The sequence below is a fragment of the Mesorhizobium sp. BR1-1-2 genome, from assembly GCF_020165435.1.
GTDB lineage: Bacteria > Pseudomonadota > Alphaproteobacteria > Rhizobiales > Rhizobiaceae > Mesorhizobium.
Map to the genome: position 1 here is coordinate 112405 of NZ_JAIUID010000005.1, position 22634 is coordinate 135038.

Sequence of the window (22634 nt, forward strand, 5' to 3'; positions counted from 1 at the left end):
CATGACGAAGACGAAGCTCAAGGTCGGCTGCCAGACCTTCACCTGGGAGATGCTCGGCAAGGCCTGGACCGGCGGCCCCGACGATCTCCTGAAGGCGATCGCCGATGGCGGCTATGCCGGCATCGAGATCACCGACACCATGATCGGCCGCTATGCAGGCAAGCCGGTCGAGTTTGCCGCGGCGCTGGAGTCATCCGGCCTGAAGCTGGTCTCCTTCGCCTTCGGTTCGAAAAGCGGCTTCACGCTGAAGGACGAGATCGGCGCCGACCTCGACACCGCAAAGCGCTGGATCGACTTCGCCGCCGCCTTCCCCGGCGCGCTGGTGTCGATGGGCTCGGCGACCGTCGTCTCCGACGGTTCGCGCGACGACAAATTCGCCATCGCCGCGGAGGTCTATAACAGGGCCGGCGAACTCGGGTGCAAGGCCGGCGTCCAGGTCGCCGTGCATCCGAGTTCGCACCACAACACGCTGCTGTTCGACCGCGCCGACTACGACGCGATCTTTGCCTTGCTCGAACCCGACCTGGTCGGCTGGGTGCCCGATACCGGCCACATCCTTCGCGGCCACAAGGACATGTCTGATACGCTCACCACCTACCGCGACCGTATCCGCTACATCCATCTGAAGGACGTCGACGCCAAGGGCGATTGGGCGATGCTGGGTGAAGGCGTCTGCGACACGCCTGAAGTGATCGAGATCGTCGGTGCGGCGCCGCGCTTCAACGGCTGGCTGGTGCTTGAGGAAGAATCCGACACGGCCGCTGCCGATCCTGCCGGCGCGGTCAAGACCAACCGCCAGACGATGCGCGGCTACGGAGCCTGAGACGATGATCAGAAAACAGGACAGGCGCCTCAGGGTCGGCGTGTTCGGCTGCGGCCCCATCGCGCAGTTCGCGCATCTGGAATCCTGTGCAAAGGCCGGCAATGCCGACCTTTACGCCATTTGCGACGCCGCACCCGACCTGCTCGCCCGCATGGGCGCCACCTACGAGCCGCGGAAGATGTATGCCGACTACGACGCGATGCTCGCCGATCCCGAACTGGAAGCGGTCATCGTCGCCACGTCGGACGCCTATCACGTGCCGATGTCGGTCAAGGCGCTCGACGCGGGCAAGCATGTGCTGTGCGAAAAGCCGATCGGAACTTCGGTCGAGGAGGGCGAGGCGCTGGCGGCGGCGGTGAAGCGCTCCGGCAGGATCCTGCAGGTCGGCCACATGAAACGCTTCGATCCGGCACTGGAGGCGGCGCGCGACTTCGTCCGCGACGAAATGGGCGAGGTGCTGGCGCTGAAGGCCTGGTATTGCGATTCCACCCACCGCTACACCAATACCGATGCAGTGCAGCCGCTGCCTGTCACCAGCAAGCTGGCGAAGAAACCGTCGGGCAATCCGAAGGCGGATCTCCGGCAGTATTTCATGCTGGCGCACGGTTCGCATCTGGTCGATACGGCGCGCTTCCTGTGTGGGGAGATCCTTGCTGTCCGCGCGCGCCTCAACGAGCGCTTCGGCGCCTATTGCTGGTTCGTCGAGACCGAGTTCGCCAGCGGCGCGCTTGGCCATCTCGATCTCACCGTCGCCGTACGCATGGACTGGCACGAGGGTTTCCAGCTCTATGGCGAGAACGGCTCCGTCATCGCCAAGACGTTCAATCCCTGGTACTTCCGCGCCAGCGAGGTCGACATCTTCCATGAGAAGGACGCGACCTCGCGAAAACCGCTCGGCGCCGACGGCCATTTCTTCCGCCGCCAGCTGGAAGGTCTCGCCGACACGGTGCTGAACGGCGCGCCGATGCGCGGCGCCAATGTCGAGGACGGCATCGCCTCGATCCGCGCCATGGTCGCCATTGCCCGCTCCGTCGAGACCGGCGAGCGGATTGAGCTCGCCTCGGTCTCGGGTGCGGTCTGATGCGTCTCGGCATCTTCGCCAAGACCTTTGCGGGCACCGAGCCGGCTGCTGTGCTGAAAGCCGTGCGGCAGGCGGGTTATGAGACGACGCAGTTCAATCTCGCTTGCTCCGGCCTGCCGTCGATGCCCGATGCTGTGCCTGACGCAGCCATTCCTGCCATCCGCGCCGCCGCCCGATCGTCAGGCGTATCGCTCGCCGCCCTGTCGGGCACCTACAACATGGCGCATCCCGACAAGGCGGTGCGCGACGATGGTCTTCGCCGTCTTGCCGTCGTCATCGGTACGGCGGCCGCCCTCGACATTCCACTGGTCACGCTCTGCACCGGCTCGCGCAATGCAGCCGACCAATGGGCTTACCATCCCGAGAACGCCACACCGGCCGCCTGGTCCGACATGGCCGCAGAGATGGAAAAGACGCTGGCGCTGGCCGAAGAGGCCGGCATCGATCTCGGCATCGAGCCCGAGCAGGCCAACATCGTCACCTCGGCGAAGGATGCCACCCGCTTGATCGCCGACATGGGCTCGAAGCATCTGAAGGTCGTGCTCGATCCGGCGAACCTGTTCGAACATGCGACGCCGGAGGAGGCGCGCGCCATCGTCGCGGCGGCGATCGACGAGGCCGCCGGCCATATAGCCATGGCGCATGCCAAGGATCGGTATGGCGACGGCCGCTTCGCCACAACAGGGGAGGGCATTGTCGATTTTCCGGATTTCGTCGCGCGGCTGAAGCGGGCCGGGTTCGACGGCCCGCTCGTCACCCACGGACTATCCGCCGAAGAGGCGCCTGGCGTCGCCGCCTTTCTGCGCGGGCTGCTCTGATGGTTGCCGCGCCGACGGTCATCCTTCGCGACGATGCCGCGCTTCGCGTCTTCGACACGGGGCAGGGAAGGCTTCCCGTCGTCTTCCAGCACGGTCTCGGCGGTGACGCCGCCCAGGTGGCGCAGAATTTTCCCGACGGCCCGTCGCGACGCCGGCTCACCGTCGAATGCCGTGCGCAAGGCGGCTCCGGCGCCGGCCACAAGCGCCCCTTTTCGATCGCCATGTTCGCCGACGACGTGCTGGCCGCCGCCAATGCGGCCGGCATCGAACGCTTCGTCGCCGGCGGCATCTCGATGGGTGCGGCGATCGCGCTGCGCCTGGCCGTCCGGCATCCCGAGCGCGTCACCGGCCTGGTGCTGGTCCGTCCGGCCTGGGCCTTCGACGCGGCCCCTGAAAATATGCGTCCCTATGCGGAAGTGGCCGAGCTCATCCGAAACCGTCCGCCGAACGAGGCGCGCGCCGTCTTTGCCGCTTCGGCCACGGCGGCCCGGTTCCGCGCCGAAGCACCCGACAATCTGGCGTCCCTGCTCGGTTTCTTCGAGCGCGACAACGCAGCGATCTTCGCCGAAATGATGCAGGCAATCGCCGCCGATGGACCCGGCGTCTCGCGGGCCGCAGCCTTTGCTCTGTCAATCCCCACGCTCGTCGTCGGAAGCGGCGTCGATCTCGTCCACCCACTGGCGACCGCGCGCGAACTCGCCAGAACCATCCCCGACGCGGTCTTCGCCGAAGTGGCGCCGAAGGCCACCGACAAGGCCCTTCATTTCACCGAGATCCGCGCCGCCATCGGCAGTTTTCTCGAAACGAATTTCAATCAACGGGACCACCACGACTCATGACCTCCAAACCCCTTTCAGGACAGGCCGCCATCGCCGCCTTGCCGCGTGATCGCCTGATCGCCGAGTTCTCGCTCTGGTCGGCCGATCTCGCCAATTTCGAGGGCGACCTCCGGCGCATTGAACCCTATGTCGATCTGCATCACATCGACGTAGCCGACGGTCTCTTCGCCCCGTCCTTCCTGTTCTTTCCCGATCTCGTCGCCCGCATCGCCAAACTGACGGCCAAGCCCATCCACGTGCACCTCATGGTCGACGCAGGGATTGTCGAGGCGCAGACGCGCCAGTTCATCGAGGCCGGCGCCGACATGATCAGCGTCCATGCCGAAAACGGCGAGGCGGGTCTGCGCGCGGTTCGGCTGGCACGACAACTCGGCGCCGAGGCCGGCGTCGTGCTGAGACTTGAAACGCCGGTCGAGACGGTGGGGCCTTTCGTCTCGGAAGTCGCCTTCGTCACGCTTCTGGGAACCGCGATCGGCGTCAAGGGCCAGGGCCTCTCCGAGAAGGCCTGCGACAGGCTTGGCGAAGCCCGTACGATCCTGCGCAAGACCGGCCGCGAGGCGGCCGTCGTTTTGGCAGCCGACGGCGGCATCCGCCATGAGACGGTGCCGCGGCTTCGCGCCGCCGGGGCCGAGACCGTGGTGCTCGGCTCGCTCGCCTTCGGCGACAAGGATCTGGCCGGCCGCATCGGCTGGCTGCATGGGCTGAAAGTCGCGGCATGAGCAACGAAGCCGCTCTCGCGATCGATCTGGGCGGCACCGAGCTTCGTGCCGCCCTGGTCGACCGCGAGGGCAAGATACTGGCATTCGCGGCGGTGCCGACACAGGCACAGGCTGGTCCCGAAGTGGTGATCGGCCAGATCGAGGCTCTCGCCGCGACCATCCATGCCGAGGCACCGGCGCTCGCCATTCTTGGCGTCGGCGTCGGCGCGCCGGGACCGCTCGATCCGCTGGCCGGCATCGCGGTCGGGCCGCCGACGCTTGCCGGCTGGCTGGACGTGCCGCTGGCCGACATCCTCGAGCGGCGGCTCGGCTTGCCGGTGCGGCTGGAGAACGACGCCAATGCCGCGGCACTTGGCGAGTGGCGCTTCGGCGCCGGCCACGGCGCCCGTTCGCTCGTCTTCGTCACCGTCTCGACCGGAATCGGCGGCGGCGTCGTCGTCGACGGGCGCATCCTGCATGGCCGCCGCGGCCTTGCCGCCGAGATCGGCCATATGACCATCACCAATGAAGGCGAGCGCTGCATGTGCGGTGTCGTCGGCTGTTTCGAGGCCATCGCCTCGGGCACCGCGCTCGGCCGCCGCGCCAATGCCGCGACTTCAGCCTTCGACGGCTCGACGCTGCGCCGCCTCTCGGCCAACGGCGAGGTTACTGGCCGCCATGTCGTCGATGCGGCGCGGCTGCAGGACGATCTCGCCCTGGCCTTGCTCGAGGAGGAGGCGCGCTGGCTGGGCGTCGGCTTCACCAACCTCCTGCATCTCTATTCGCCCGACGTGCTGGTCGTCGGCGGCGGCATCGCCAATGGCCTCGATCTAATGGCTCCGGCAATAGAGGCGACCATCCGCCAGCGCGCCATGCGCGCCTATCGCGACGTGCCGGTGGTTCAGGCCCAGCTCGGCCGCCACGCCGGGCTTGTCGGCGCGGCAAGCCTTGTCCTGTTCGACGACGGCACGGCCCGCGTGCCTGTCGAAGGGCCGAGCAGATATCCCGGACACGAGGAGGGACACTGATGGCCGAGCTGCGCGGCGTGCGCAAGTCCTGCCGCCTCACACGGTAAACACACGAAAACTGGCCCGAGGCAGCGATGCCTCAGGCTATTTGCTATCGCTGTGCGGCCGCTGCGATTACTCGGCGGGAACGATGTCCGCCGGCAGGCTATCGTCGGCGGTACCCGCCAGCGCCCTGGCCAGCTTGGCCTCGTCGAGTTCGCCTTCCCAGCGCGCCACCACCAGCGTCGCCACCGCATTGCCGACGAAGTTTGTCAGCGCCCGGCATTCCGACATGAAGCGATCGACGCCGAGGATCAGCGCCATGCCGGCGACAGGCACGGCCGGCACCACCGAAAGCGTGGCGGCAAGAGTGATGAAACCGGCGCCGGTGATGCCGGCCGCCCCCTTGGAGGAAAGCATCGCCACCAAGAGCAGCAGGATCTGGTCGCCGAAGGAGAGGTGGATGTTCGTTGCCTGCGCGATGAACAGCGCGGCCAGCGTCATGTAGATGTTGGTGCCGTCGAGATTGAAGGAATAGCCGGTCGGGATGACCAGGCCGACCACCGAGCGCTTGGCGCCGGCCTTCTCCATCTTCTCCATCAGCGAGGGCAGTGCCGCTTCCGAAGACGAGGTGCCCAGCACCAGAAGCAGCTCCTCCTTGATGTAGCGGATCAGCGACAGGATAGAGAACCCGTTGTAGCGGCAGACGGCGCCCAGCACGACGAACACGAACAGGAAAGCGGTCACGTAGAAGGTGCCGACCAGCATGGCGAGGTTGATGACCGAGCCGATGCCGTATTTGCCGATGGTGAAGGCCATGGCGCCGAAAGCGCCGATCGGGGCTGCCTTCATCAGCACGCTGACCAGCTTGAACATCGGCGCCATCAGCGCCTGCAGGAAATTGAGCACCGGCGCGCCCTTGTCGCCGACCAGCGCCAGCGCGATGCCGAACAGCACCGAAAAGAACAGCACCTGCAATATGTCGCCGTCGGCGAAGGCGCCGACGATCGTCGCAGGGATGATGTTCATCAGGAAGCCGGTGACCGACTGGTCGTGCGCCTTGGCGGCGTAGCTGTTGACGGTCGCGGCGTCGAGCGTCGCCGGGTCGATGTTGAAGCCGGCGCCGGGCTGCACGACATTGGCCACGATCAGGCCGATGATGAGCGCCAGTGTCGAGAAGGTGAGGAAATAGAGCATCGCCTTGCCGGCGACACGGCCGACCTTCTGCAGGTCGCTCATGCCGGCGATGCCGGTCGCGACCGTCAGGAAGATGACCGGGGCGATGATCATCTTCACCAGCTTGATGAAGGCGTCGCCGAGCGGCTTCATGCTCTCGCCGAGCGACGGATAGAAATGGCCGAGCAGGATGCCGACGGTGATCGCCACCAGCACCTGCACGTACAGTTGGGCATAGAGCGGCTTGCGCTGCGCGGCGGGCGCGCGTGATTGGTTTGCCATGTGCATCTGCTATCTCCCTGGCCGGAGGGAACGGCGCGCGCCGCCCCGCAAGACTTCTCCCATCGCGGCGCTCCGGTCGCTCGCCGCTGTCGAGAGTTTTGCAAGCGCCGTGCCAGATCGAGAAAACGCCGGACCCCCGGATTTCCGGCAGTTTTGTCCCCGTTTCGATGGAGGCCTGTGCGGATTTCCGCACTCGCCCTGGTTTGCCTGGGCGGAGTTTCGCATTACAGTGGCTGCTGAACAGCGAACGGTGGAGAGGTCAGACGCCACAGGCAGGCACCGATAGCGGATATCAGGAGTTTGCCGGCCGCGACCTGCTGCGCGAAGCGATGGCCAGGCTGCGTGACGGCCGCTGGCTCATTCTCCTGATCGTTCTGGCAATGCTGGCGGGAGCGGTCGCGATTGCCGGGCGCCTTGCCGCCAGCCAGGCCGCCCGCGATCTGCGCGACGGAGCACTGGCAGCCTTGCCGCTGGCGGCGGGCACCCTGACCGGCGAAATCGAAAAGCAGCGTCTCGTTCCCTTGGTGCTGGCACGCGACGATGCGGTGCGCGACGCGTTGCGCCGGGCCGGCAAAACGCAAGAGACAGCGCTCGATGACAAGCTCCGGGCCATTGCAGCGGACGCCTCGGCATCCGCCATCTATGTCATCGACACGGCAGGCATCGCAATATCCGCCAGCAACGCCGGCGAGCCGGGCAGCTTCGTCGGCATCGACTACAACTTTCGTCACTATTTTACCGATGCCATGGTCAAGGGCGCCGCCAGTCAGTATGGCCTCGGCACGATCAGCGGCAGGCCGGGACTTTATCTCGCCAGCCGCGTCGACGACGGCAACACGCCGCTCGGCGTCGCGGTGCTGAAAGTCGAGCTCGACGGCGTCGAAGCCAATTGGCGCTCCAGCGGCTTTGTCGTCTTCGTCACCGACGAGCGCGGTGTCGTGCTGGCCACCAGCCGGCCCGAGTGGCGGTTCCACGCGCTTGCTCCGCTCTCCGCCGCGGACGCTGCGACAGCCCACGAGCAGCTTCAACTCGCCGAAGCCGGCTTCGAACCGCTGCCCATACGACGCGGTGCCGGCGACGGCCTGGCGACGATCGACGATGCCGGAAAGCCGCGCCGGTTCGTCGAGGTGGTGCAGGACCTGCCCGGCGCGGTTCCTGGCTGGCGTCTGTGGCTGCTCACACCTGCCGATGCCGCCTTGACGTCGGCCGCCAACACGGCGCGCCTGACCACGCTGCTGGCGCTGCTGCTGACGGGTTTGCTTGCCTATGTGCTTCTCAGGCGCCGCCGTGCCCGCCGCCTGAGGCAGGAAGCGCTGGCGCGCATGAATGCCGAACTGGAGAGCAGGGTAAGCACACGAACGGCGGAACTGACCCGCTCCAACGCGGCCCTCGCCGGCGAGATCGCCGAGCGCGAAAACGCCGAGGCCAAGGTCCGTTGGCTGCGCGACGATCTCGCCCAGGCCAACCGGCTTTCCATCCTCGGCCAGATCGCCGCCGGCGTCGCGCATGAGATCAACCAGCCGGTGGCGGCGATACGCACCTATGCCGAGAATGCCGGCCGCTTTCTGCATGGCGGCAAGGTCGAATCCGTTTCCGGCAACCTGACATCGATCGTGTCGATGACCGAACGCATCGGCGCCATAACCGGCACGCTGCGCACCTTCGCGCGGCGGCCAGGCGTCGCCGCCTCGCCATTGCCGGTGCGCGAAGCGATCGACGGCGCGCTGTCGCTCCTGTCCGGCCGCATCCGCGATTCCGGCGTGACCATCGTCAAGCCGCGCGGCACTGCCTCGCCGATGGTCATGGCCAGCCGCATCCGGTTGGAGCAGATCCTGGTCAATCTCTTGCAGAATGCGCTGGATGCCCTGAAGGACCGGCCCGATCCGCGCATCGAGATCGAGCTTGCCGAGCGCGACGACAGGGTGCTGGTTTCGGTGCGCGACAATGGCCCTGGTCTCGGGCCCGAGGCGGCCGGCAATCTGTTCATGCCGTTCCAGACCACCAAGGAGAAGGGGCTTGGCCTCGGTCTGGTGATCTCGCAGGAGATCGCCCAGGAACTGGGCGGCACGCTGCGCCTCGATCCCGACTGCACAAAAGGCGCGTCCTTCACCATAGATCTGAGGCGAATTGAATGACGCAGGGATCAGGGCTGGTCGCGCTCGTCGAAGACGACGCGGATCTGCTTCACGCCACCACGCAATTGCTCGAGCTTGCCGGCTTCAACGTGATCGCGTTAAAGGCCGCGGAGGCAGCGCTTGCCGCCGTCGACCGGGATTTCCAGGGCGTGGTTGTCAGCGATATCCGTATGCCCGGCATGAATGGCTTGCAGCTGTTCGATCGGATCAGGGCGATCGACATCGACATACCGGTCATCCTGGTCACCGGGCATGGCGATATCGACCTCGCGGTGGCCGCGCTCAAGGATGGCGTCTACGACTTCATCCCGAAACCCTATGCCGGCGAGCGCCTTGTCGAGGCGCTGAAGCGGGCAAGCGAAAAGCGGCGGCTGGTGATGGAGAACCGGCGGCTGCACGAGGCCGCCGCGCAGGCCGCCGACGGCCTGCCGCTGATCGGCGAGGCGCCCGCCATCCGCCGCCTGCGTGAGACCTTGCGCCAGATCGCCGACATGGATGTCGACGTGCTGGTGGAAGGGGAGACCGGCACCGGCAAGGAGGTGGTGGCGGATCTCCTGCACCGATGGGGGCGGCGCCGCGCCAAACCTTTCGTGGCGCTGAATTGCGGCGCCCTGCCGGAAACCGTCATCGAGAGCGAGCTGTTCGGCCACGAGCCGGGCGCGTTCACGGGGGCGCAGCGGCGGCGGATCGGCCGCATCGAGCATTCCAGCGGCGGCACGCTGTTCCTCGACGAGATCGAATCCATGCCGGCGCCGCTCCAGGTCAAGCTGCTGCGAGTGTTGGAGACGCGCAGCCTCACTCCGCTCGGCTCCAACGAAACGCGCCGCCTCGATCTGCGGGTCGTGGCGGCAACGAAAATCGACCTCGGTCGGCCAGACCAGCGTGGCGATTTCCGCGAGGATCTCTATTTCCGTCTAAACGTGGTGACGCTGCGCATCCCGCCTCTGCGCGAGCGGCGCGGCGACATCCCGATGCTGTTCGGGCATTTCCTGGGCAAGGCCTCGCAGCGTTTCGGCCGTCCTGTCGCGGCCGTGAATGCCGCGGTGAGCGACCATCTCCAGTCGCATGACTGGCCGGGCAATGTGCGCGAGCTGGCGCATTTCGCCGACCGCGTCGCGCTTGGCCTGGGGCCTGACGAGGAGGCCGGGGCGACGTCCGCGCGCTTGTCGGAGCCCGCGGCGGCGCTGCCCGAACGGGTCGGCCGCTACGAAGCGCAACTCATCCGCGAGGCCTTGCGCGATCACGCCGGAGATGTGCGCGGCGCCATCGATGCACTCGGCGTCCCGCGCAAGACTTTCTACGACAAGCTTAAGCGCTACGGCATCGTCGCGTCCGAATACCGCAATAGCGACCCGGATACGCCCGGTTCGAGCACGGGCGTAAAACTTGCCCGCCCTTCGTAACGCTTCATTCCCAGCCAACTGCGCACTCCGGAAAGAGCCATGAACACGACACTGGAAACAACGGCAAACCCCTTGCCGGAAGAACTCGCCTTTCTCGGCGAGCGCCTGGCGGCGTTCAACGACGGCGATGTCGGGGCATCCGAAAGGAAGGCCCTGGCGGTGTTCGTACGCGACGAACATGGCGCGGTCGTCGCCGGCATTTCCGGCTACACCGCTTGGGGCTGGCTCTACGTGCAATGGCTGTGGGTCGACGAAAGGCTGCGCGGCCGGCACATGGCCGGCAGGATGCTGGACGCGGCCGAGAAGGAGGCGGTGGCGCGCGGTTGCCAGAACGCCTGGATCGACACCTTCAACCCGAACGCCGCCAGGGTCTATCAGCGCCAGGGCTACCGGCCCTTCGGAACGCTTGCCGATTTCCCCGTCGGCCGCAGCCGCGTCTTCCTGCAGAAAAAGCTTGGCGACTGATCAACCAGCCAGCCGTCCGCCGCGCATCGGCTGCGGCGCGCCCGTCGTGCTGGGGAAACTGATCGGCAGGCCGCGCAGCACGCGCACCGCCAAAAAGGCAAAACACTCCGCCTCCACCGCGTCGCCGCTCCAGCCGAGGCTTTCGGCCTGCACCACCTCGACACCGGCGCGGCTGGCGATCATTGCCATCATCGTCGGGTTGTGGCGGCCGCCGCCGCTGACCACCAGTTTTTTCGGCCGGTGTGGCAAGAGGTCTAGTGCCTTGCCGACGGCGGAAGCGGTGAAGGCGGTCAAAAGCGCAGCGCCATCCTCCGCGTTCAGGCCATCCGCCATGGCGGCGCCGAAATCGAAGCGGTCGAGCGATTTCGGATAGGCCTTGGTCAGGTAGGGGTGCTGCAACAGCTTGGCGAGCCGGGCTTCGTCGACCGTTCCCGCCCGGCCAAGCGCGCCGTCGCGGTCCATTTCGCCGAGCCCCTTCGACTTGATGAAGTCGTTGAGCGGTGCGTTGGCGGGGCCGGTGTCGAAGGCGACGACATTGTCGCCGCCGTCCCACCAGGTGATGTTGGCGACGCCGCCGAGGTTGAGCACGGCCACCTCGCCGCTGGCGCCGGCGCTGCTCATCAGCGCGGTGTGATAGGCGGCCGCCAACGGCGCGCCCTGTCCCCCCGCGCGCATGTCGGCAGAGCGGAAATCATAGGCAACCTTGGTGCCGAGGAGCGCATGCATCAACTCGCCGTCGCCGAGCTGCCGGGTCTGGCCGAGCCGGCCGATTTGCGGCGCGCGATGCAGCACGGTCTGGCCGTGGAAGCCGACCACGCCGATGTCCGCCATCCTCATCCCATAGCCTTCGACAAGCTCCCTGACCGCCGCTGATTGCGCGCGCGTCAGCGCCTCCTCGGCTTCGCGGAAGATCGCCGGCTCCGGTCCGGTGAAATTCCAGGCCCGCGCCTGCTTCAGCGTCTCCTCGAGCAGTGAGCGGATCGACGGGGGGTAGGGCATCAGGCGGTAGGTGCCGAAATCGTCGATGCGCTCGCCATCGGTTTTGATCAGGGCGACATCGATGTTGCCGTCCAGCACGGTGCCGGTCATCAGGCCGACGGCCCAGATGGATTCCATTATCGAACTCCATTGATGAGATCGCCGACCGCTTGGCGAAGCGCGACGATTCCGCTGTCGAAATGACGTGTCGGATGGATCCGGTTGGTAAGCAAGGTCCAGGCCTTGCCCCTGTCGAAGTCGATCCACAGCCCCGTGCCGGTAAAACCGGTATGGCCTATCGTTCCCGGGCTGCACAAGGCGTCGCCGGACCAGCCGTCATAGGGACGCTCCCAGCCATGAGTGCGGGTGGCGGACAAGGGCTGCCGCATCAGCGCGGTCGAGCATTCGGATGCGCCGGTCAGCAGCACTTGGGCGAAATCGAGCACCGAGGCCGCCGTGCCGAACAGGCCGGCATGGCCGGCGCCTTGCAATGCCGCGCAATTATCGTCATGGACTTCGCCGGACAGAACCCGGTGGCGCCAGGTGCAGTCCTCGGTCGCCGCAGCGACATCGGGCTTGGTGGACCACGCAAATCCCGGGCCGGGCTCCATGTCGCGGATCGTCTTGCCCGACAGCCGCTCGAGCGCAAAGCCCAGAAGAATGAAATTGATGTCGGAATAAACCGGATCGCGCGCCCGCCATTCCCGTTGCAGGATGAAGGCGCGCAGCAGGTCGGGATCGCGGCCATAGGTGTAGATCGGTTCAACGGCCGGGAAGGGCGTCTGGTGCCCGAGGCACTGGCGAAACGTCACCTTCCGCTCCCAGGCACTCGCGTCGTACTGGCGAAGATCCGGCAGCACCGAGATCAGCGCCGCGTCGAGATCGATGGCACCGTCCTGCGCCAGCGCCAGAATGCGCGGCGTCGTGAAGATCACCTTGGTCAGGGATGCCAGGTCGAACCAGGTCTCCTCGCGCATTGGTCGCGCATTCGGAACCAACTGCGCCGCGCCGATGGCTCTGGTGATGCGTTGGCCATCGCTGTCGACAATGCCGAGCACGCCCCCGGGAATGCACCTGGCGGCCACTGCTGCCGCCAGTGGTTCGAAGGCGCGGTCGAAAAGTGGGGCGAGGTTGGTCAATGCCTGCCTCCCTCGGAGAGGCAGCGATCCTTCGCGCCCCCCTCTGGCCTGCCGGCCATCTCCCCCACGAGGGGGGAGATTGGCAGCGTTGATGTTCCGCCAACCCTACAACGCTGGAGATCGGCGAAAGCAGTGACGAAATCCGATCTCCCCCCTCGTGGGGGAGATGCCCGGCAGGGCAGAGGGGGGCGCTGGCCCGCCGACCTCGCATATCCCAGGGCGCCACTCCTCATCACCCTTCCACCCTCGCCATATGATCCCCGCCAAACCGCTCCCATCTCGCCGGTGCCGGCTCAAACCCCCGTGGGCGCAACAGCGACGGCACCTGACGTGTGTCGATCTCGAAACGCTCATGCCGCCGGTCGATGGCCGGAACCGCTGATATGAGCTTCTTCGTATAGGAATGTTTCGGCGCCGACAGCACCGAGGCCGCGTCGCCGATCTCGACGATCTGGCCGGCATAGATGACGGCGATGCGGTGGGCGATCCGCTCGACGACAGCCATATCGTGCGAAATGAACAGATAGGCCAGCCCGAACTCGTGCTGCAGGTCGACCAGCAGCTCAAGCACCTTGGCCTGCACCGAGACATCGAGGGCGGAAACCGCTTCATCCAGAACGACGACCGACGGGTTGAGCATCAGCGCGCGGGCAATGCACAGCCTTTGCCGCTGGCCTCCGGAGAATTCGTGCGGATAGCGCTGCAAACTGTTCTCCGGCAGGCCGACGCGCTCCAGCAGGCTCGCCATCCTGGCTCGCGTTTCGGCATCCGCCCGGCCGCCGTTGGCGATCACCGGCTCCGCCAGGATGCTTTCGATGCTCAGCCGCGGGTTGAGCGAAGCGTAGGGGTTCTGGAAAACCATCTGCACGGGCTTGGCGCTGTGCTTTGCCGAGGCTGTCCGGGCGGCGACCGAGAAGCTGCCGCGCGTCGAGCGCACCAGCCCAAGGAGTGCTTTCGCGGTGGTTGATTTGCCCGAACCGCTCTCGCCGACAATGGCCAATGTCTCGCCCGGCATCAGGTCGAAGTCGACACCGTCGACGGCGTGCACGGCGCCGCTCGCATGGCTGAAGAAATTGCTCCTGAGCGGAAACCGCACCACCAGGCCGTTGACCTCCAGGGCCGGGCCGGTCCTTGCATTCTTGTCGCGCTGTCGGTCCGCGCGTGTCGCGCGGCCGTGGGCGAAATGCGGCACATCCCGCAATAGATGCTGCGTGTAGGCGTGCTGCGGCCTGTCGAGGATCTGGTTCAATTCGCCCTGTTCCACGGCCTGCCCGTTCTGCATCACCATCACCTTGTCGGCGATGCCGGCGACAAGGCCGATGTCGTGGGTGATGAAGATCATCGACATGCCGCTTTCCTGCTTGAGCTCTGCAAGCAGCGCCATGATCTGCGCCTGTACCGTCACATCGAGCGCCGTGGTCGGTTCGTCGGCGATGAGCAGGCGCGGATTGCAGGCGAGCGCAATGGCGATCATCACCCTTTGCAGCATGCCGCCCGACAGCTGGTTGGGCGTGTATTTCAGCCGCCTTGCCGCATCGGGGATGCGCACGCGGTCGAGCGCGTCCTTGGCCGCCGCGGTGGCTTGTCTTCCGGTCAGTCCACGGTGCAACCGGAACGATTCCTCGATCTGCGTGCCGATCGTCAGCACCGGATTGAGCGAGGTCATCGGCTCCTGGAAGATCATGCCGATCTCTGCGCCGCGAATGCCGGTCAGTTGCGGCTCGGTCGCGGTCGTCAGGTCGAAGAGGCTGCCGTCGGCCCGTTTCAGCGTCATGGCGCCTCCGGTGATGCGGCCGCCGCCGAAATCGATGAGACGGTTGATCGACAGCGCGGTGACCGACTTGCCCGAACCGCTTTCGCCGACAATGGCCAGCGTTTCGCCGTCGGCGAGGTCGAAGCTGACGCCGCGCACCGCTTCATTGGCTTGCGGGTCGCGGCCGAAGCCGACGCGCAGGTCGCGAACCGACAGAAGCGGGATCATGCGAGCGCTCTCCGCATCCTGGGATCGAGGATGTCGCGCAAGGCGTCGCCCAGCAGGTTGAAGCCCAGAATGCTGATCATGATCGCCAGGCCCGGGAAGATCATCAGCCATGGCGCGGTTTCCATCAAATTGCGGCTGTCGCTCAGCATCAGGCCGAGCGAGGCGGCCGGCGGCTGCGTGCCAAGCCCGAGAAAACTCAAGCCGGCTTCGGTGAGCAGCGCCCAGGCCAGCGCCAGCGTCACCTGGACGGTCAGGGGCGCCACCAGATTGAGCAGCAAATGCCGCGTGACGATATAGAACGAGCTGCTGCCGAAGGTGCGCGCGGCGTCGACGAATTCGCGCGCCTTGAGCGACAAAGCGGGACCGCGCACCACGCGCGTGAAGATCGGCGTGTAGACGACGCCGATGGCGACCACGCTGGTCCATGTGCCAGGTCCGGCAACGGTGACGATCAGCAGCGCCAGGAGGATGGCCGGGAAGGCCAGCAGCACGTCCATGATCCGCATCACCATGCCGTCCCAGCGGCGCCCGAGCCAGGCGGCGGCGAGCCCGAGCACGGTGCCGGCAAGCGCGGCGAAGGCGACCGAAAAGAACGCCACTGTGAAGGACTGGCCGACGCCCGCCATCAGCCGGCTCGCCACGTCGCGGCCGAACAGGTCGGTGCCCATCCAGTAGGTGCCATCAGGCGCGTGCAGCCGGTCGATCCGGTATTGCGTGATCGGATTGTGAGGCGTGAGTCCCAGCACGCCGAGGGCGGCGACCAGGAGATAGACGCCGACGATCACGCCGCCGATACGGCCGCTGCCGTGCCCGAAGATGGCGCGCAGCATGCGCATCACTGCTCGCCCAGCCGGATGCGCGGATCGAGCGCGATATAGGCGAGGTCCACCAGGAGATTGACGATCATGAAGTTGAAGGCGATGAACAGCACGCTGCCCTGCACCAGCGCGTAGTCGCGCTGGAGGATGGCATCGAGCACCATGCGGCCGAGGCCGGGCAGGGCGTAGATCTGCTCGACGATGACCGCGCCGCCCAGGAGATAGCCGAACTCGATGCCGCTCAGCGTCACCACCGGGATGAGCGCGTTGGGGAGCGCATGCCGCCAGATGACGCTGCGCGCCGAGGCGCCCTTGCTGCGGGCGGTGCGCACATAGTCGTCGCTCAACACGTCGAGCATGGCCGAGCGCGAGATGCGGGTGACGGAGGCGGCGAAAGCGAAGCCGAGCGTGATGGCAGGCAGGATCAGCTGGCTGAGATTGCGCAACGGATCCTGCCGCAGCGGCGCGAATTCGCCCATCGCCGGCAGCACGCCGAAACCGGCCGACAGCGCGTAGATGATCAAAAGGCCAAGCACGAAGCTCGGCGTCGACTGGCCGATCATGGCGACGATGCGCACTCCGAGGTCGGACAATTTCTCGCTATGCGTGGCGGCGTAGATGCCCGCCGGCATGCCGACGGCGAGCGCGATGATCATCGACAGCACGGCCAGTTCCAGCGTCAGCGGGAAGCGCTCGAGGATGACGTCCAATACCGGCCTGCCATAGGTGACGGAGATGCCGAAATTGCCGTGCAGGATGCCGCCGATCCAGCGCCAGTACTGGACGAACCAGGGCTGGTCGATGCCGAAATAGGCGGCGAGCGCATCGCGCTGCGCCGGCGTCAGCAGGCCGGCCTCGGTGCCCAGCATCGCGGTAATCGAATCGCCCGGCACCATCCGGATCGCCACGAAGACCAGGATGGACACGCCAAGCAGGACGAGAGGAAACGCCGCCAGTCGTCGCATCAGATAGTTCACGCGAAGAAGTCCTCTCGTCCGATGCCTGCGGCTACTGCTGGATGGTAACCTTGCTGAGGCTGAACAGCGTGCCCGTCGGCGTCGGCAGGAACCCGGCGACGTTCTTCTGTTGAGCGGTGTAGCTGTAGGACGTGTAGAGCCAGATCCAGGGCGAAACTTCGGCGAGGTGCTTCTCGAACTCGGCGAAGATCGCCTTGCGCTTGGCCGGATCGGTCTCGGCGCGGCCTTTCTGCATCAGGCTATCCAGCGTGTCGTCTATGTAGTTGGCCACCTTCTGCAGATTGCCTGCCTTGGTCCAGTAGCGGTTGTACATGGTGTAGGGGTCGGCGCGGCCGCCGTTCAAGGCGATCGCCATGTCGAAATCGCCCTTCAGCCAGGCGTCGACATAGACGTTGAGCTCCATCATCTTGATGTCGAGCTTGACGCCGATCTCGGCGAGCTGCGACTGGATGACCTGGGCTTCTGCCGCCGCCGTCGGCGGCTCGCCGGTGGCGCCGATCACGGTCGCCGAAAAGCCGTCGGCAAAGCCCGCCTCCGCCATCAGCTTCTTGGCCTTCTCGACATCGCGCTTGTAGCAGAAGAGCTGGCTTGGATCGGTCGCAAGTGCTGGGATGGTCAGCGGTCCGGTGACCTTGCCTTCACCGAGCGCGGCGGTGTCCAGCACCTCCTGCCGGTCGATCGCGCAGGAGATCGCCTGGCGCACCTTGAGCTCGGTCATCGGCTTGCGTGACGGATTGAGCTGCAGCACGTTATAGGCCAGCACTGGCGCGCGGTTCAGTTGCAGGCTGGCCTCCTTCGGCACAAGCGTGGCCACCAGCGGATCGTTGAGCAGCGCGAAATCGACCTGCTTGGTGCGCATGGCGGCGAGGATCGCCGCTTCATCGGGCAACACGCTGATCTCGATGCCGTCGACGCCGGTCGCGCCGCCGGCCCATTCCTTGTTGGCGCTCAAGACTTCCTTGGCGTTGGGGTCCCATTTGTCGAGCTTGAACGGTCCGGAGCCGACCGTTTTGGTGCCGATCGAGCCGGCCTTGATCTCGGCCGCCGGCACGATGGCCGCGTTGATGTCGCTCATCGCAGTCAGGATCGGCGCGTCGGGCTGCGATAGATGGAAGACGACGGTTCCAGCGTCCGGCGTGTCGATGCTGGTGATCGACAGGAAGTTGGCACGGGCGGCGGCGCCTGTCTTCTCGTCCAGGATGCGCTCGAACGATGCCTTGACGTCGGCCGGGGTCACGGCAGCGCCGTCCTGGAATTTCGCCTTGGGATCGAGCTTGAAGGTCAGCTCCTTGCCGTCCTTGGAGAATTCCCAGGACGTGGCGATGGCCGGGATGATCCGCAGGCTGGCATCGACCCGCACCAGCGGCTCATAGATCAGCTCCAGGAGCCGCAGCGAGGAAAAGGCCGTCTGCTTGTGCGGATCAAGTCCCGTTGCATCCTGCGACCAGGCCATGTGCAGCGTTGCCGCCTGCGTCGAAACAGTGGCGATGCCAAGCATGGCTGCCAGAGTGATGCCCGACAGCAGCTTTCTTGTGAGGTGAACCATTCTCGTCTCCCATCTTTGCTTGAACCCGATGCCCTTGCAGTTCTGCGGACCGCTTCCAAGACACACGCGCTTTGGTGCATCGGCCCAGTCTATGCGGCTTCGCGCCGTCTTGTCTAAGTGGCTTCATGCCGCCTTGTCTAAAGCGCCTTCATGCGTCTTGTCTCAAGCGCCTTCACGCGTCTTGTCGCTGATTGCCTTTCGCAGGAAACCCCCTGCCTTGGCGAGGGCTGCGCGTGCCTCCTCGACCTCAAGCCCGGTGATGGTCAGCAGGATCGCCAGCTTCACGTCGTTGCCGGTCCGGCCGAGCGCCTGGCGCGCCTGCGCCGCCGTGCAGCCTGTGGTCTGCATCACGATCCTGGTTGCCCTGGCGACCAGTTTCCTGTTGGACGGATTAAGGTCCACCATCAGGTTCTGGTAGCTCTTGCCGATGCGGATCATCGAGGCCGTGCTCAGCATGTTGAGCACCAGCTTCTGCGCCGTTCCGGATTTCAGCCGCGTCGAGCCTGTCAGCACCTCGGGACCGACGACAGGCGAGATGGCGATGTCGGCAATACCCGCTATGGTCGATGCCGGATTGCAGGACAGGGCGACCGTCGTTGCTCCCACCTGCTTGGCATGGTTCAGCCCGCCGATCACATAGGGCGTGCGCCCGCTGACCGCGATGCCGACCACCACGTCGTCCGGGGTGAGCTTGATGTCCTGCAAGGCCCTGGCGCCCCTCTTGGGATCATCCTCGGCGCCTTCGGTCGAGCGCACCAGCGCGTCGGGCCCGCCGGCGATCAGGCCAATGACCATGCCTTCCGGCACGCCGAAAGTGGGCGGACATTCCGAGGCGTCGAGCACGCCCAGGCGGCCGCTGGTGCCGGCGCCCATATAGATGAGCCGGGCGCCTTTCTGGAAGGCGAGGACGATGCGGTCGACCGCGGCCGCGATGTCCGGCAGCACCTTTTCGACCGCCGCCGGGACCACCCGGTCCTCGTCGTTGATCTTGCGCAGCACATCGATCGTCGGCAGCAGGTCGATGTCCATGGTCCGCGGATTGCGGCCTTCGGAAACCAGCCGGTCCAGCTCGGACATCAAACCTTGCTCGCTCATCTCACGCTTTCAAAATCAGGCCAGTGCTTTCAAAACTAGGTCGCTCAGCCGTGAGGGGAGCGGTTCCTCAACGGCTCCGGTACACGCGCACTTCGATCTATTGTCGCTACGCTGTTTCGTTAACGTCTTAGAATTCCATATTCGTTCCGTCAACGAAAAGATGGAATAAATTATTCCTCCGGTGTTAGCGCTCGCCGGGCGGCCTCCGGGCAAGAATGATCGCCCCGGAAACCGCGTCGCCATCGGCGGGTTTCAGGCGCCGGCGAACGTCGGGTGCGAGCCATGGTTCGAGCGGACTGGCGAGCCCGCCAAGCAGGGTCACGCGCGGCGCGCCTTTTTCGAACAGAACCCGCACCAGCGTGTCGATCTGTTCGGCGGCCTTTTGCACGATGCGCCGCCCGGCCGGATCACCTTGGTCGGCGTGGCGCATCACCATCGGCGCCAGGGCCGCATAGTCGGTGGCGCTGGCGCGGTCCATCCAGGCCACGGCTTGCATAGGATCGTTGTCGAAACGCTGCATGACTTCCGCCAGCAGCGCCGTGCGCTCATGTCGGCCGTCATGGGCGCGCAATGCCAGCTGCACGGCCTTCAAGCCGAGATCGGCGCCGCTGCCTTCGTCGGAGATCGGAAAGCCATAGCCGCCGGCGCGCAGGTCGCGCCCTTCGACGAAGCCGAGCCCGATCGAACCGGTGCCGGCGATGACGATGGCGCCGTCCTGGCCCGAATGCGCGCCGAGGCAGGCGGCGACGCCGTCGCTGACGAAATCGATGCTGGCGAAGGGGTGCGCGATCGCCCGCAGCGCCTCCAGCGCGCCCTTGCGGCCGATCCCCGCAAGACCGATGCCGGCGTGGATCCGGGTGGTCTCGGCCGCGCCGAACCCTGCCTCCTCGATCGCCGCGCCAAAGGCCTTGGCAACCGACGTCCAGGCCGCATCGATGCCGAGCCGTGTCGACGCCGGACCGGAGAGGCCCTGTCCCAGCACAGTCCCCTTCGCATCCTCGATGCGGGCACGGCAGCCGGTCCCGCCGCCGTCGACGCCGAGAAAATAATCGGAGCGGCCGTTGTTCATGCGCTCAGCCGCTCGATGTCGGCGCCGCACAGACGCAGCTTGCGGTCCAGTTGCTCATAGCCACGGTCGAGGTGATAGACGCGGTTGATGGTCGTCTCGCCCTCGGCGACCAAGGCCGCCAGCACCAGCGACACCGAGGCGCGCAAATCGGTGGCCATGACTTGCGCGCCGTGCAGGTTCTCGCCGCTGCGCACCAGCGCGGTGGTGCCTTGCAGCTTGATGTTGGCGCCGAGCCGCATCAGTTCGGGAACATGCATGAAGCGGTTCTCGAAGATGGTTTCGCGCAGCAGCGACGCGCCTTGCGCGCAACACATCAGCGCCATGAACTGCGCCTGGAGATCGGTCGGAAAGCCCGGATACGGTTCCGTGGTCAGGTCGGCGGCCTTGAGTGGCCGCTCGCGCGACACGATGAGCCCGCGGTCGCCGGGCCAGACGCCGACGCCGGTCGCCTCCAGCAATTGCACCACCGAGGCCATGTGCTCGAGCCGGGCATGCGTCAGTTCCAGTTGCCCGCCGGTGATCGCCGCGGCGATGGCATAGGTGCCGGCCTCGATGCGGTCCGGGATGATGTCGTGCCTGGCCGCGCGCCAGTCCGTGTCGCCGGCAATCAGGATGCGATGCGTGCCGGCGCCTTCGATGCGCGCGCCCATGGCGTTGAGGCAAGCGGCGAGGTCGGCCACTTCCGGCTCGCGCGCCGCGTTGAGGATTTCGGTTTCGCCCTTGCCCGTGGTCGCCGCCATCATGGCGGTTTCCGTCGCTCCGACCGATGGCGAGCTCAGCACGATGCGCGTGCCGGTGAGCCCGTTCGGCGCCGAGGCGACGATCAGCCCGTTCTCGACGGCGATCCGGGCGCCCAGTGCCGCGAGTGCGGCGACATGCATGTCGACCGGCCGCGCGCCGATCGCGCAGCCGCCGGGCAGCGAAACCCGCGCATGGCCGAAACGGGCGAGTAGCGGCGCCAGCACCAGCACTGTCGCGCGCATCTTTCTGACGGTGTCGTAGGACGTCTCGTTGGAAACGGCGGCACTGGTGTCGATCGTCGCGGCGTGGGCCGATCGCGTCACCTCGGCGCCGTGCAGCCGCACCACGCCGAGCATGTTCTCGACGTCGGTCACGTCGGGCAGGTTGGTCAGTTCGAGCGGGTAGGGGCTGAGCAGCGCCGCCGCGATCTGCGGCAGAGCGGCATTCTTGGCGCCCGATATGGTGACCGCGCCTTGCAGCCTTTGCCCGCCGACGATGCGCAGTCTGTCCATGGCTGAAACCTTATGCGACCAGTGCCGGGCCGCGTCCGGCGTAGCGCGCTCGAAAGCCTGCTCCCAATCCGGTGCTTAATCCGGCCCGGTTCGAGAATTAATTCCGCGTTCTTGGCTGTCAATCGAAATTGGAATAAATTATTCCTCGGCCGTGCGGCTGGACGCCAAAGCGCAAGGGGAACCATGTCCGTTCTGAACAGGATCAGTGCCAAGCTCGACGGCATGGCGCCCGGCGATCGTGAGATCGGCCAGTACATCGTCGACAATCCCGACGAGATGCTGCGGCTGTCGACGGCTGCTCTTGCGGCCGAGATCGGGCGCAGCCAGTCGAGCGTCGTCAAGTTCAGCCAGAAGCTCGGCTATGCCAGCTACCAGGAGCTCAAGCTCGCCGTCAGCGAAGCCAAGGCGCGGGAATGGCAGATGCCGGCCGGTATGATCCACGGTTCGATCGAGGTCGGCGACGGCTACCAGGTCATCCTGAAGAAGCTGATCGGCAGCAAGCTTCTGTCGATGGAGCGAACCGTCGCCGCCAACAGCGAGCGGATCATCTCCAGGACGTTGGAATTGCTGAACGGCGCGCGCCGCATCCATCTGGTCGGCGTCGGCGCCTCCTCGCTGGTGGCGCGCGATTTCTCCTACAAGCTGATGAAGCTTGGCCGCAATGTGCTGCATGACAGCGACAGCCATATCCAGATGGCCAATGCCTCGACGCTCGGGCCTGGAGATGTGCTGTTCGCGCTCTCCCATTCGGGCGCCAGCATCGAAACCTTGCGCATAGCCGAGCTCGCCCGCAAGCGCGGCACCATGGTGATCGCCGTCACCGGCCTGCACGACAATCCGCTGAGCCGCGTTGCCGACATCTGCCTCTACACCATCGCCGACGAGGAGCGTGCACGCTCATCGTCCATCACCGCGCGCGATGCGCAACTGGCGCTGACCGACCTTCTGTTCATCCTGCTGGTGCAGAAGCAGCCGGACGCCAACGACTACGTCCACAACAGCGAGGCGGCGGTCCAGGTGCTGAAGGCCGAACGGCCCTCGTAGCCTGCCT

The 22634-nt window shown here is 66.1% G+C and carries 20 protein-coding genes; 10 read left to right on the top strand and 10 right to left on the bottom strand.

Annotated features, from left to right (window positions below; genetic code table 11):
* Position 1: 1 nt before the first annotated feature.
* The 6 genes from LB551_RS13135 to LB551_RS13160 are packed head-to-tail and all read left to right on the top strand — an operon-like array spanning position 2 to position 5287.
* Positions 2-823, top strand: coding sequence for a sugar phosphate isomerase/epimerase family protein (locus tag LB551_RS13135; protein WP_224659443.1), 822 nt, complete (start codon positions 2-4; stop codon positions 821-823).
* 4 nt (positions 824-827) lie between these two features.
* Positions 828-1904, top strand: coding sequence for a Gfo/Idh/MocA family protein (locus tag LB551_RS13140; RefSeq protein WP_224659444.1), 1077 nt, complete (start codon positions 828-830; stop codon positions 1902-1904).
* Positions 1904-2722 carry a sugar phosphate isomerase/epimerase family protein gene (locus LB551_RS13145; RefSeq protein ID WP_224659445.1) on the top strand — a complete coding sequence of 273 codons (819 nt, stop codon included), beginning with the start codon at positions 1904-1906 and terminating at the stop codon, positions 2720-2722. The genes LB551_RS13140 and LB551_RS13145 overlap by 1 nt, the downstream gene beginning before the upstream one ends.
* Positions 2722-3561, top strand: a complete 840-nt coding sequence (locus LB551_RS13150) for an alpha/beta fold hydrolase (RefSeq protein WP_224659446.1) — start codon at positions 2722-2724, stop codon at positions 3559-3561. The genes LB551_RS13145 and LB551_RS13150 overlap by 1 nt, the downstream gene beginning before the upstream one ends.
* Positions 3558-4280 (top strand): ribulose-phosphate 3-epimerase, encoded by a 723-nt coding sequence (locus tag LB551_RS13155; protein ID WP_224659447.1) that lies wholly within the window; start codon positions 3558-3560, stop codon positions 4278-4280. The genes LB551_RS13150 and LB551_RS13155 overlap by 4 nt, the downstream gene beginning before the upstream one ends.
* Positions 4277-5287, top strand: a complete 1011-nt coding sequence (locus LB551_RS13160; RefSeq protein WP_224659448.1) for an ROK family protein — start codon at positions 4277-4279, stop codon at positions 5285-5287. The genes LB551_RS13155 and LB551_RS13160 overlap by 4 nt, the downstream gene beginning before the upstream one ends.
* Positions 5288-5401: 114 nt before the next feature.
* On the opposite strand, the gene LB551_RS13165 is transcribed toward LB551_RS13160, so the two are convergent.
* Positions 5402-6730: a dicarboxylate/amino acid:cation symporter gene (locus LB551_RS13165; protein WP_224659449.1), complete on the bottom strand. Its 1329-nt coding sequence runs from the start codon at positions 6728-6730 to the stop codon at positions 5402-5404.
* A 323-nt stretch (positions 6731-7053) separates the two neighbouring features.
* Here LB551_RS13165 and LB551_RS13170 point away from each other — a divergent pair, with 323 nt between their 5' ends.
* The 3 genes from LB551_RS13170 to LB551_RS13180 are packed head-to-tail and all read left to right on the top strand — an operon-like array spanning position 7054 to position 10727.
* A complete protein-coding gene (locus LB551_RS13170; RefSeq protein WP_224659450.1) occupies positions 7054-8859 on the top strand; it encodes a sensor histidine kinase in 1806 nt (601 codons plus the stop codon).
* A complete protein-coding gene (locus LB551_RS13175) occupies positions 8856-10262 on the top strand; it encodes a sigma-54-dependent transcriptional regulator (protein ID WP_224659451.1) in 1407 nt (468 codons plus the stop codon). Before LB551_RS13170 ends, LB551_RS13175 begins: the two co-directional genes overlap by 4 nt.
* A gap of 39 nt (positions 10263-10301) precedes the next feature.
* A complete protein-coding gene (locus LB551_RS13180; protein WP_224623518.1) occupies positions 10302-10727 on the top strand; it encodes a GNAT family N-acetyltransferase in 426 nt (141 codons plus the stop codon).
* Here the strand turns inward: LB551_RS13180 and LB551_RS13185 are convergent, their stop codons facing one another.
* The 9 genes from LB551_RS13185 to murA all read right to left on the bottom strand — a co-directional run bounded on the left by LB551_RS13185 (position 10728) and on the right by murA (position 21583).
* Positions 10728-11843, bottom strand: a complete 1116-nt coding sequence (locus LB551_RS13185) for an anhydro-N-acetylmuramic acid kinase (RefSeq protein WP_224659452.1) — start codon at positions 11841-11843, stop codon at positions 10728-10730.
* Positions 11843-12844 (bottom strand): serine hydrolase domain-containing protein, encoded by a 1002-nt coding sequence (locus tag LB551_RS13190; protein ID WP_224659453.1) that lies wholly within the window; start codon positions 12842-12844, stop codon positions 11843-11845. The genes LB551_RS13185 and LB551_RS13190 overlap by 1 nt, the downstream gene beginning before the upstream one ends.
* Before the next feature lie 232 nt (positions 12845-13076).
* Positions 13077-14825 carry an ABC transporter ATP-binding protein gene (locus tag LB551_RS13195; protein ID WP_224659454.1) on the bottom strand — a complete coding sequence of 583 codons (1749 nt, stop codon included), beginning with the start codon at positions 14823-14825 and terminating at the stop codon, positions 13077-13079.
* Positions 14822-15661, bottom strand: a complete 840-nt coding sequence (locus LB551_RS13200; RefSeq protein ID WP_224659455.1) for an ABC transporter permease — start codon at positions 15659-15661, stop codon at positions 14822-14824. The genes LB551_RS13195 and LB551_RS13200 overlap by 4 nt, the downstream gene beginning before the upstream one ends.
* Complete coding sequence (locus LB551_RS13205) at positions 15661-16620, bottom strand: ABC transporter permease (protein ID WP_224659456.1); 960 nt, start codon at positions 16618-16620, stop codon at positions 15661-15663. The genes LB551_RS13200 and LB551_RS13205 overlap by 1 nt, the downstream gene beginning before the upstream one ends.
* Positions 16621-16651: 31 nt before the next feature.
* Positions 16652-18166: an ABC transporter substrate-binding protein gene (locus LB551_RS13210; RefSeq protein WP_224659457.1), complete on the bottom strand. Its 1515-nt coding sequence runs from the start codon at positions 18164-18166 to the stop codon at positions 16652-16654.
* Between the two features lie 162 nt (positions 18167-18328).
* Positions 18329-19261 carry an N-acetylmuramic acid 6-phosphate etherase gene (murQ, locus tag LB551_RS13215; RefSeq protein ID WP_224659458.1) on the bottom strand — a complete coding sequence of 311 codons (933 nt, stop codon included), beginning with the start codon at positions 19259-19261 and terminating at the stop codon, positions 18329-18331.
* A gap of 184 nt (positions 19262-19445) precedes the next feature.
* Positions 19446-20330, bottom strand: coding sequence for an N-acetylglucosamine kinase (locus LB551_RS13220; protein ID WP_224659459.1), 885 nt, complete (start codon positions 20328-20330; stop codon positions 19446-19448).
* Positions 20327-21583 (bottom strand): UDP-N-acetylglucosamine 1-carboxyvinyltransferase, encoded by a 1257-nt coding sequence (gene murA, locus LB551_RS13225; RefSeq protein ID WP_224659460.1) that lies wholly within the window; start codon positions 21581-21583, stop codon positions 20327-20329. Before murA ends, LB551_RS13220 begins: the two co-directional genes overlap by 4 nt.
* 183 nt (positions 21584-21766) lie before the next feature.
* Here murA and LB551_RS13230 point away from each other — a divergent pair, with 183 nt between their 5' ends.
* Positions 21767-22627, top strand: coding sequence for a MurR/RpiR family transcriptional regulator (locus tag LB551_RS13230; RefSeq protein ID WP_224659461.1), 861 nt, complete (start codon positions 21767-21769; stop codon positions 22625-22627).
* Positions 22628-22634 lie beyond the last annotated feature (7 nt).

What these genes read in the sequence shown, in the direction of transcription:
- LB551_RS13135 (WP_224659443.1), top strand. Translation starts at nt 2, where the DNA reads ATGACGAAGACGAAGCTCAAGGTCGGCTGCCAGACCTTCACCTGGGAG.
- LB551_RS13140 (WP_224659444.1), top strand. Translation starts at nt 828, where the DNA reads ATGATCAGAAAACAGGACAGGCGCCTCAGGGTCGGCGTGTTCGGCTGC.
- LB551_RS13145 (WP_224659445.1), top strand. Translation starts at nt 1,904, where the DNA reads ATGCGTCTCGGCATCTTCGCCAAGACCTTTGCGGGCACCGAGCCGGCT.
- LB551_RS13150 (WP_224659446.1), top strand. Translation starts at nt 2,722, where the DNA reads ATGGTTGCCGCGCCGACGGTCATCCTTCGCGACGATGCCGCGCTTCGC.
- LB551_RS13155 (WP_224659447.1), top strand. Translation starts at nt 3,558, where the DNA reads ATGACCTCCAAACCCCTTTCAGGACAGGCCGCCATCGCCGCCTTGCCG.
- LB551_RS13160 (WP_224659448.1), top strand. Translation starts at nt 4,277, where the DNA reads ATGAGCAACGAAGCCGCTCTCGCGATCGATCTGGGCGGCACCGAGCTT.
- LB551_RS13165 (WP_224659449.1), bottom strand. Translation starts at nt 6,730, where the DNA reads ATGCACATGGCAAACCAATCACGCGCGCCCGCCGCGCAGCGCAAGCCG.
- LB551_RS13170 (WP_224659450.1), top strand. Translation starts at nt 7,054, where the DNA reads ATGGCCAGGCTGCGTGACGGCCGCTGGCTCATTCTCCTGATCGTTCTG.
- LB551_RS13175 (WP_224659451.1), top strand. Translation starts at nt 8,856, where the DNA reads ATGACGCAGGGATCAGGGCTGGTCGCGCTCGTCGAAGACGACGCGGAT.
- LB551_RS13180 (WP_224623518.1), top strand. Translation starts at nt 10,302, where the DNA reads ATGAACACGACACTGGAAACAACGGCAAACCCCTTGCCGGAAGAACTC.
- LB551_RS13185 (WP_224659452.1), bottom strand. Translation starts at nt 11,843, where the DNA reads ATGGAATCCATCTGGGCCGTCGGCCTGATGACCGGCACCGTGCTGGAC.
- LB551_RS13195 (WP_224659454.1), bottom strand. Translation starts at nt 14,825, where the DNA reads ATGATCCCGCTTCTGTCGGTTCGCGACCTGCGCGTCGGCTTCGGCCGC.
- LB551_RS13200 (WP_224659455.1), bottom strand. Translation starts at nt 15,661, where the DNA reads ATGCGCATGCTGCGCGCCATCTTCGGGCACGGCAGCGGCCGTATCGGC.
- LB551_RS13210 (WP_224659457.1), bottom strand. Translation starts at nt 18,166, where the DNA reads ATGGTTCACCTCACAAGAAAGCTGCTGTCGGGCATCACTCTGGCAGCC.
- murQ (WP_224659458.1), bottom strand. Translation starts at nt 19,261, where the DNA reads ATGAGCGAGCAAGGTTTGATGTCCGAGCTGGACCGGCTGGTTTCCGAA.
- LB551_RS13220 (WP_224659459.1), bottom strand. Translation starts at nt 20,330, where the DNA reads ATGAACAACGGCCGCTCCGATTATTTTCTCGGCGTCGACGGCGGCGGG.
- murA (WP_224659460.1), bottom strand. Translation starts at nt 21,583, where the DNA reads ATGGACAGACTGCGCATCGTCGGCGGGCAAAGGCTGCAAGGCGCGGTC.
- LB551_RS13230 (WP_224659461.1), top strand. Translation starts at nt 21,767, where the DNA reads ATGTCCGTTCTGAACAGGATCAGTGCCAAGCTCGACGGCATGGCGCCC.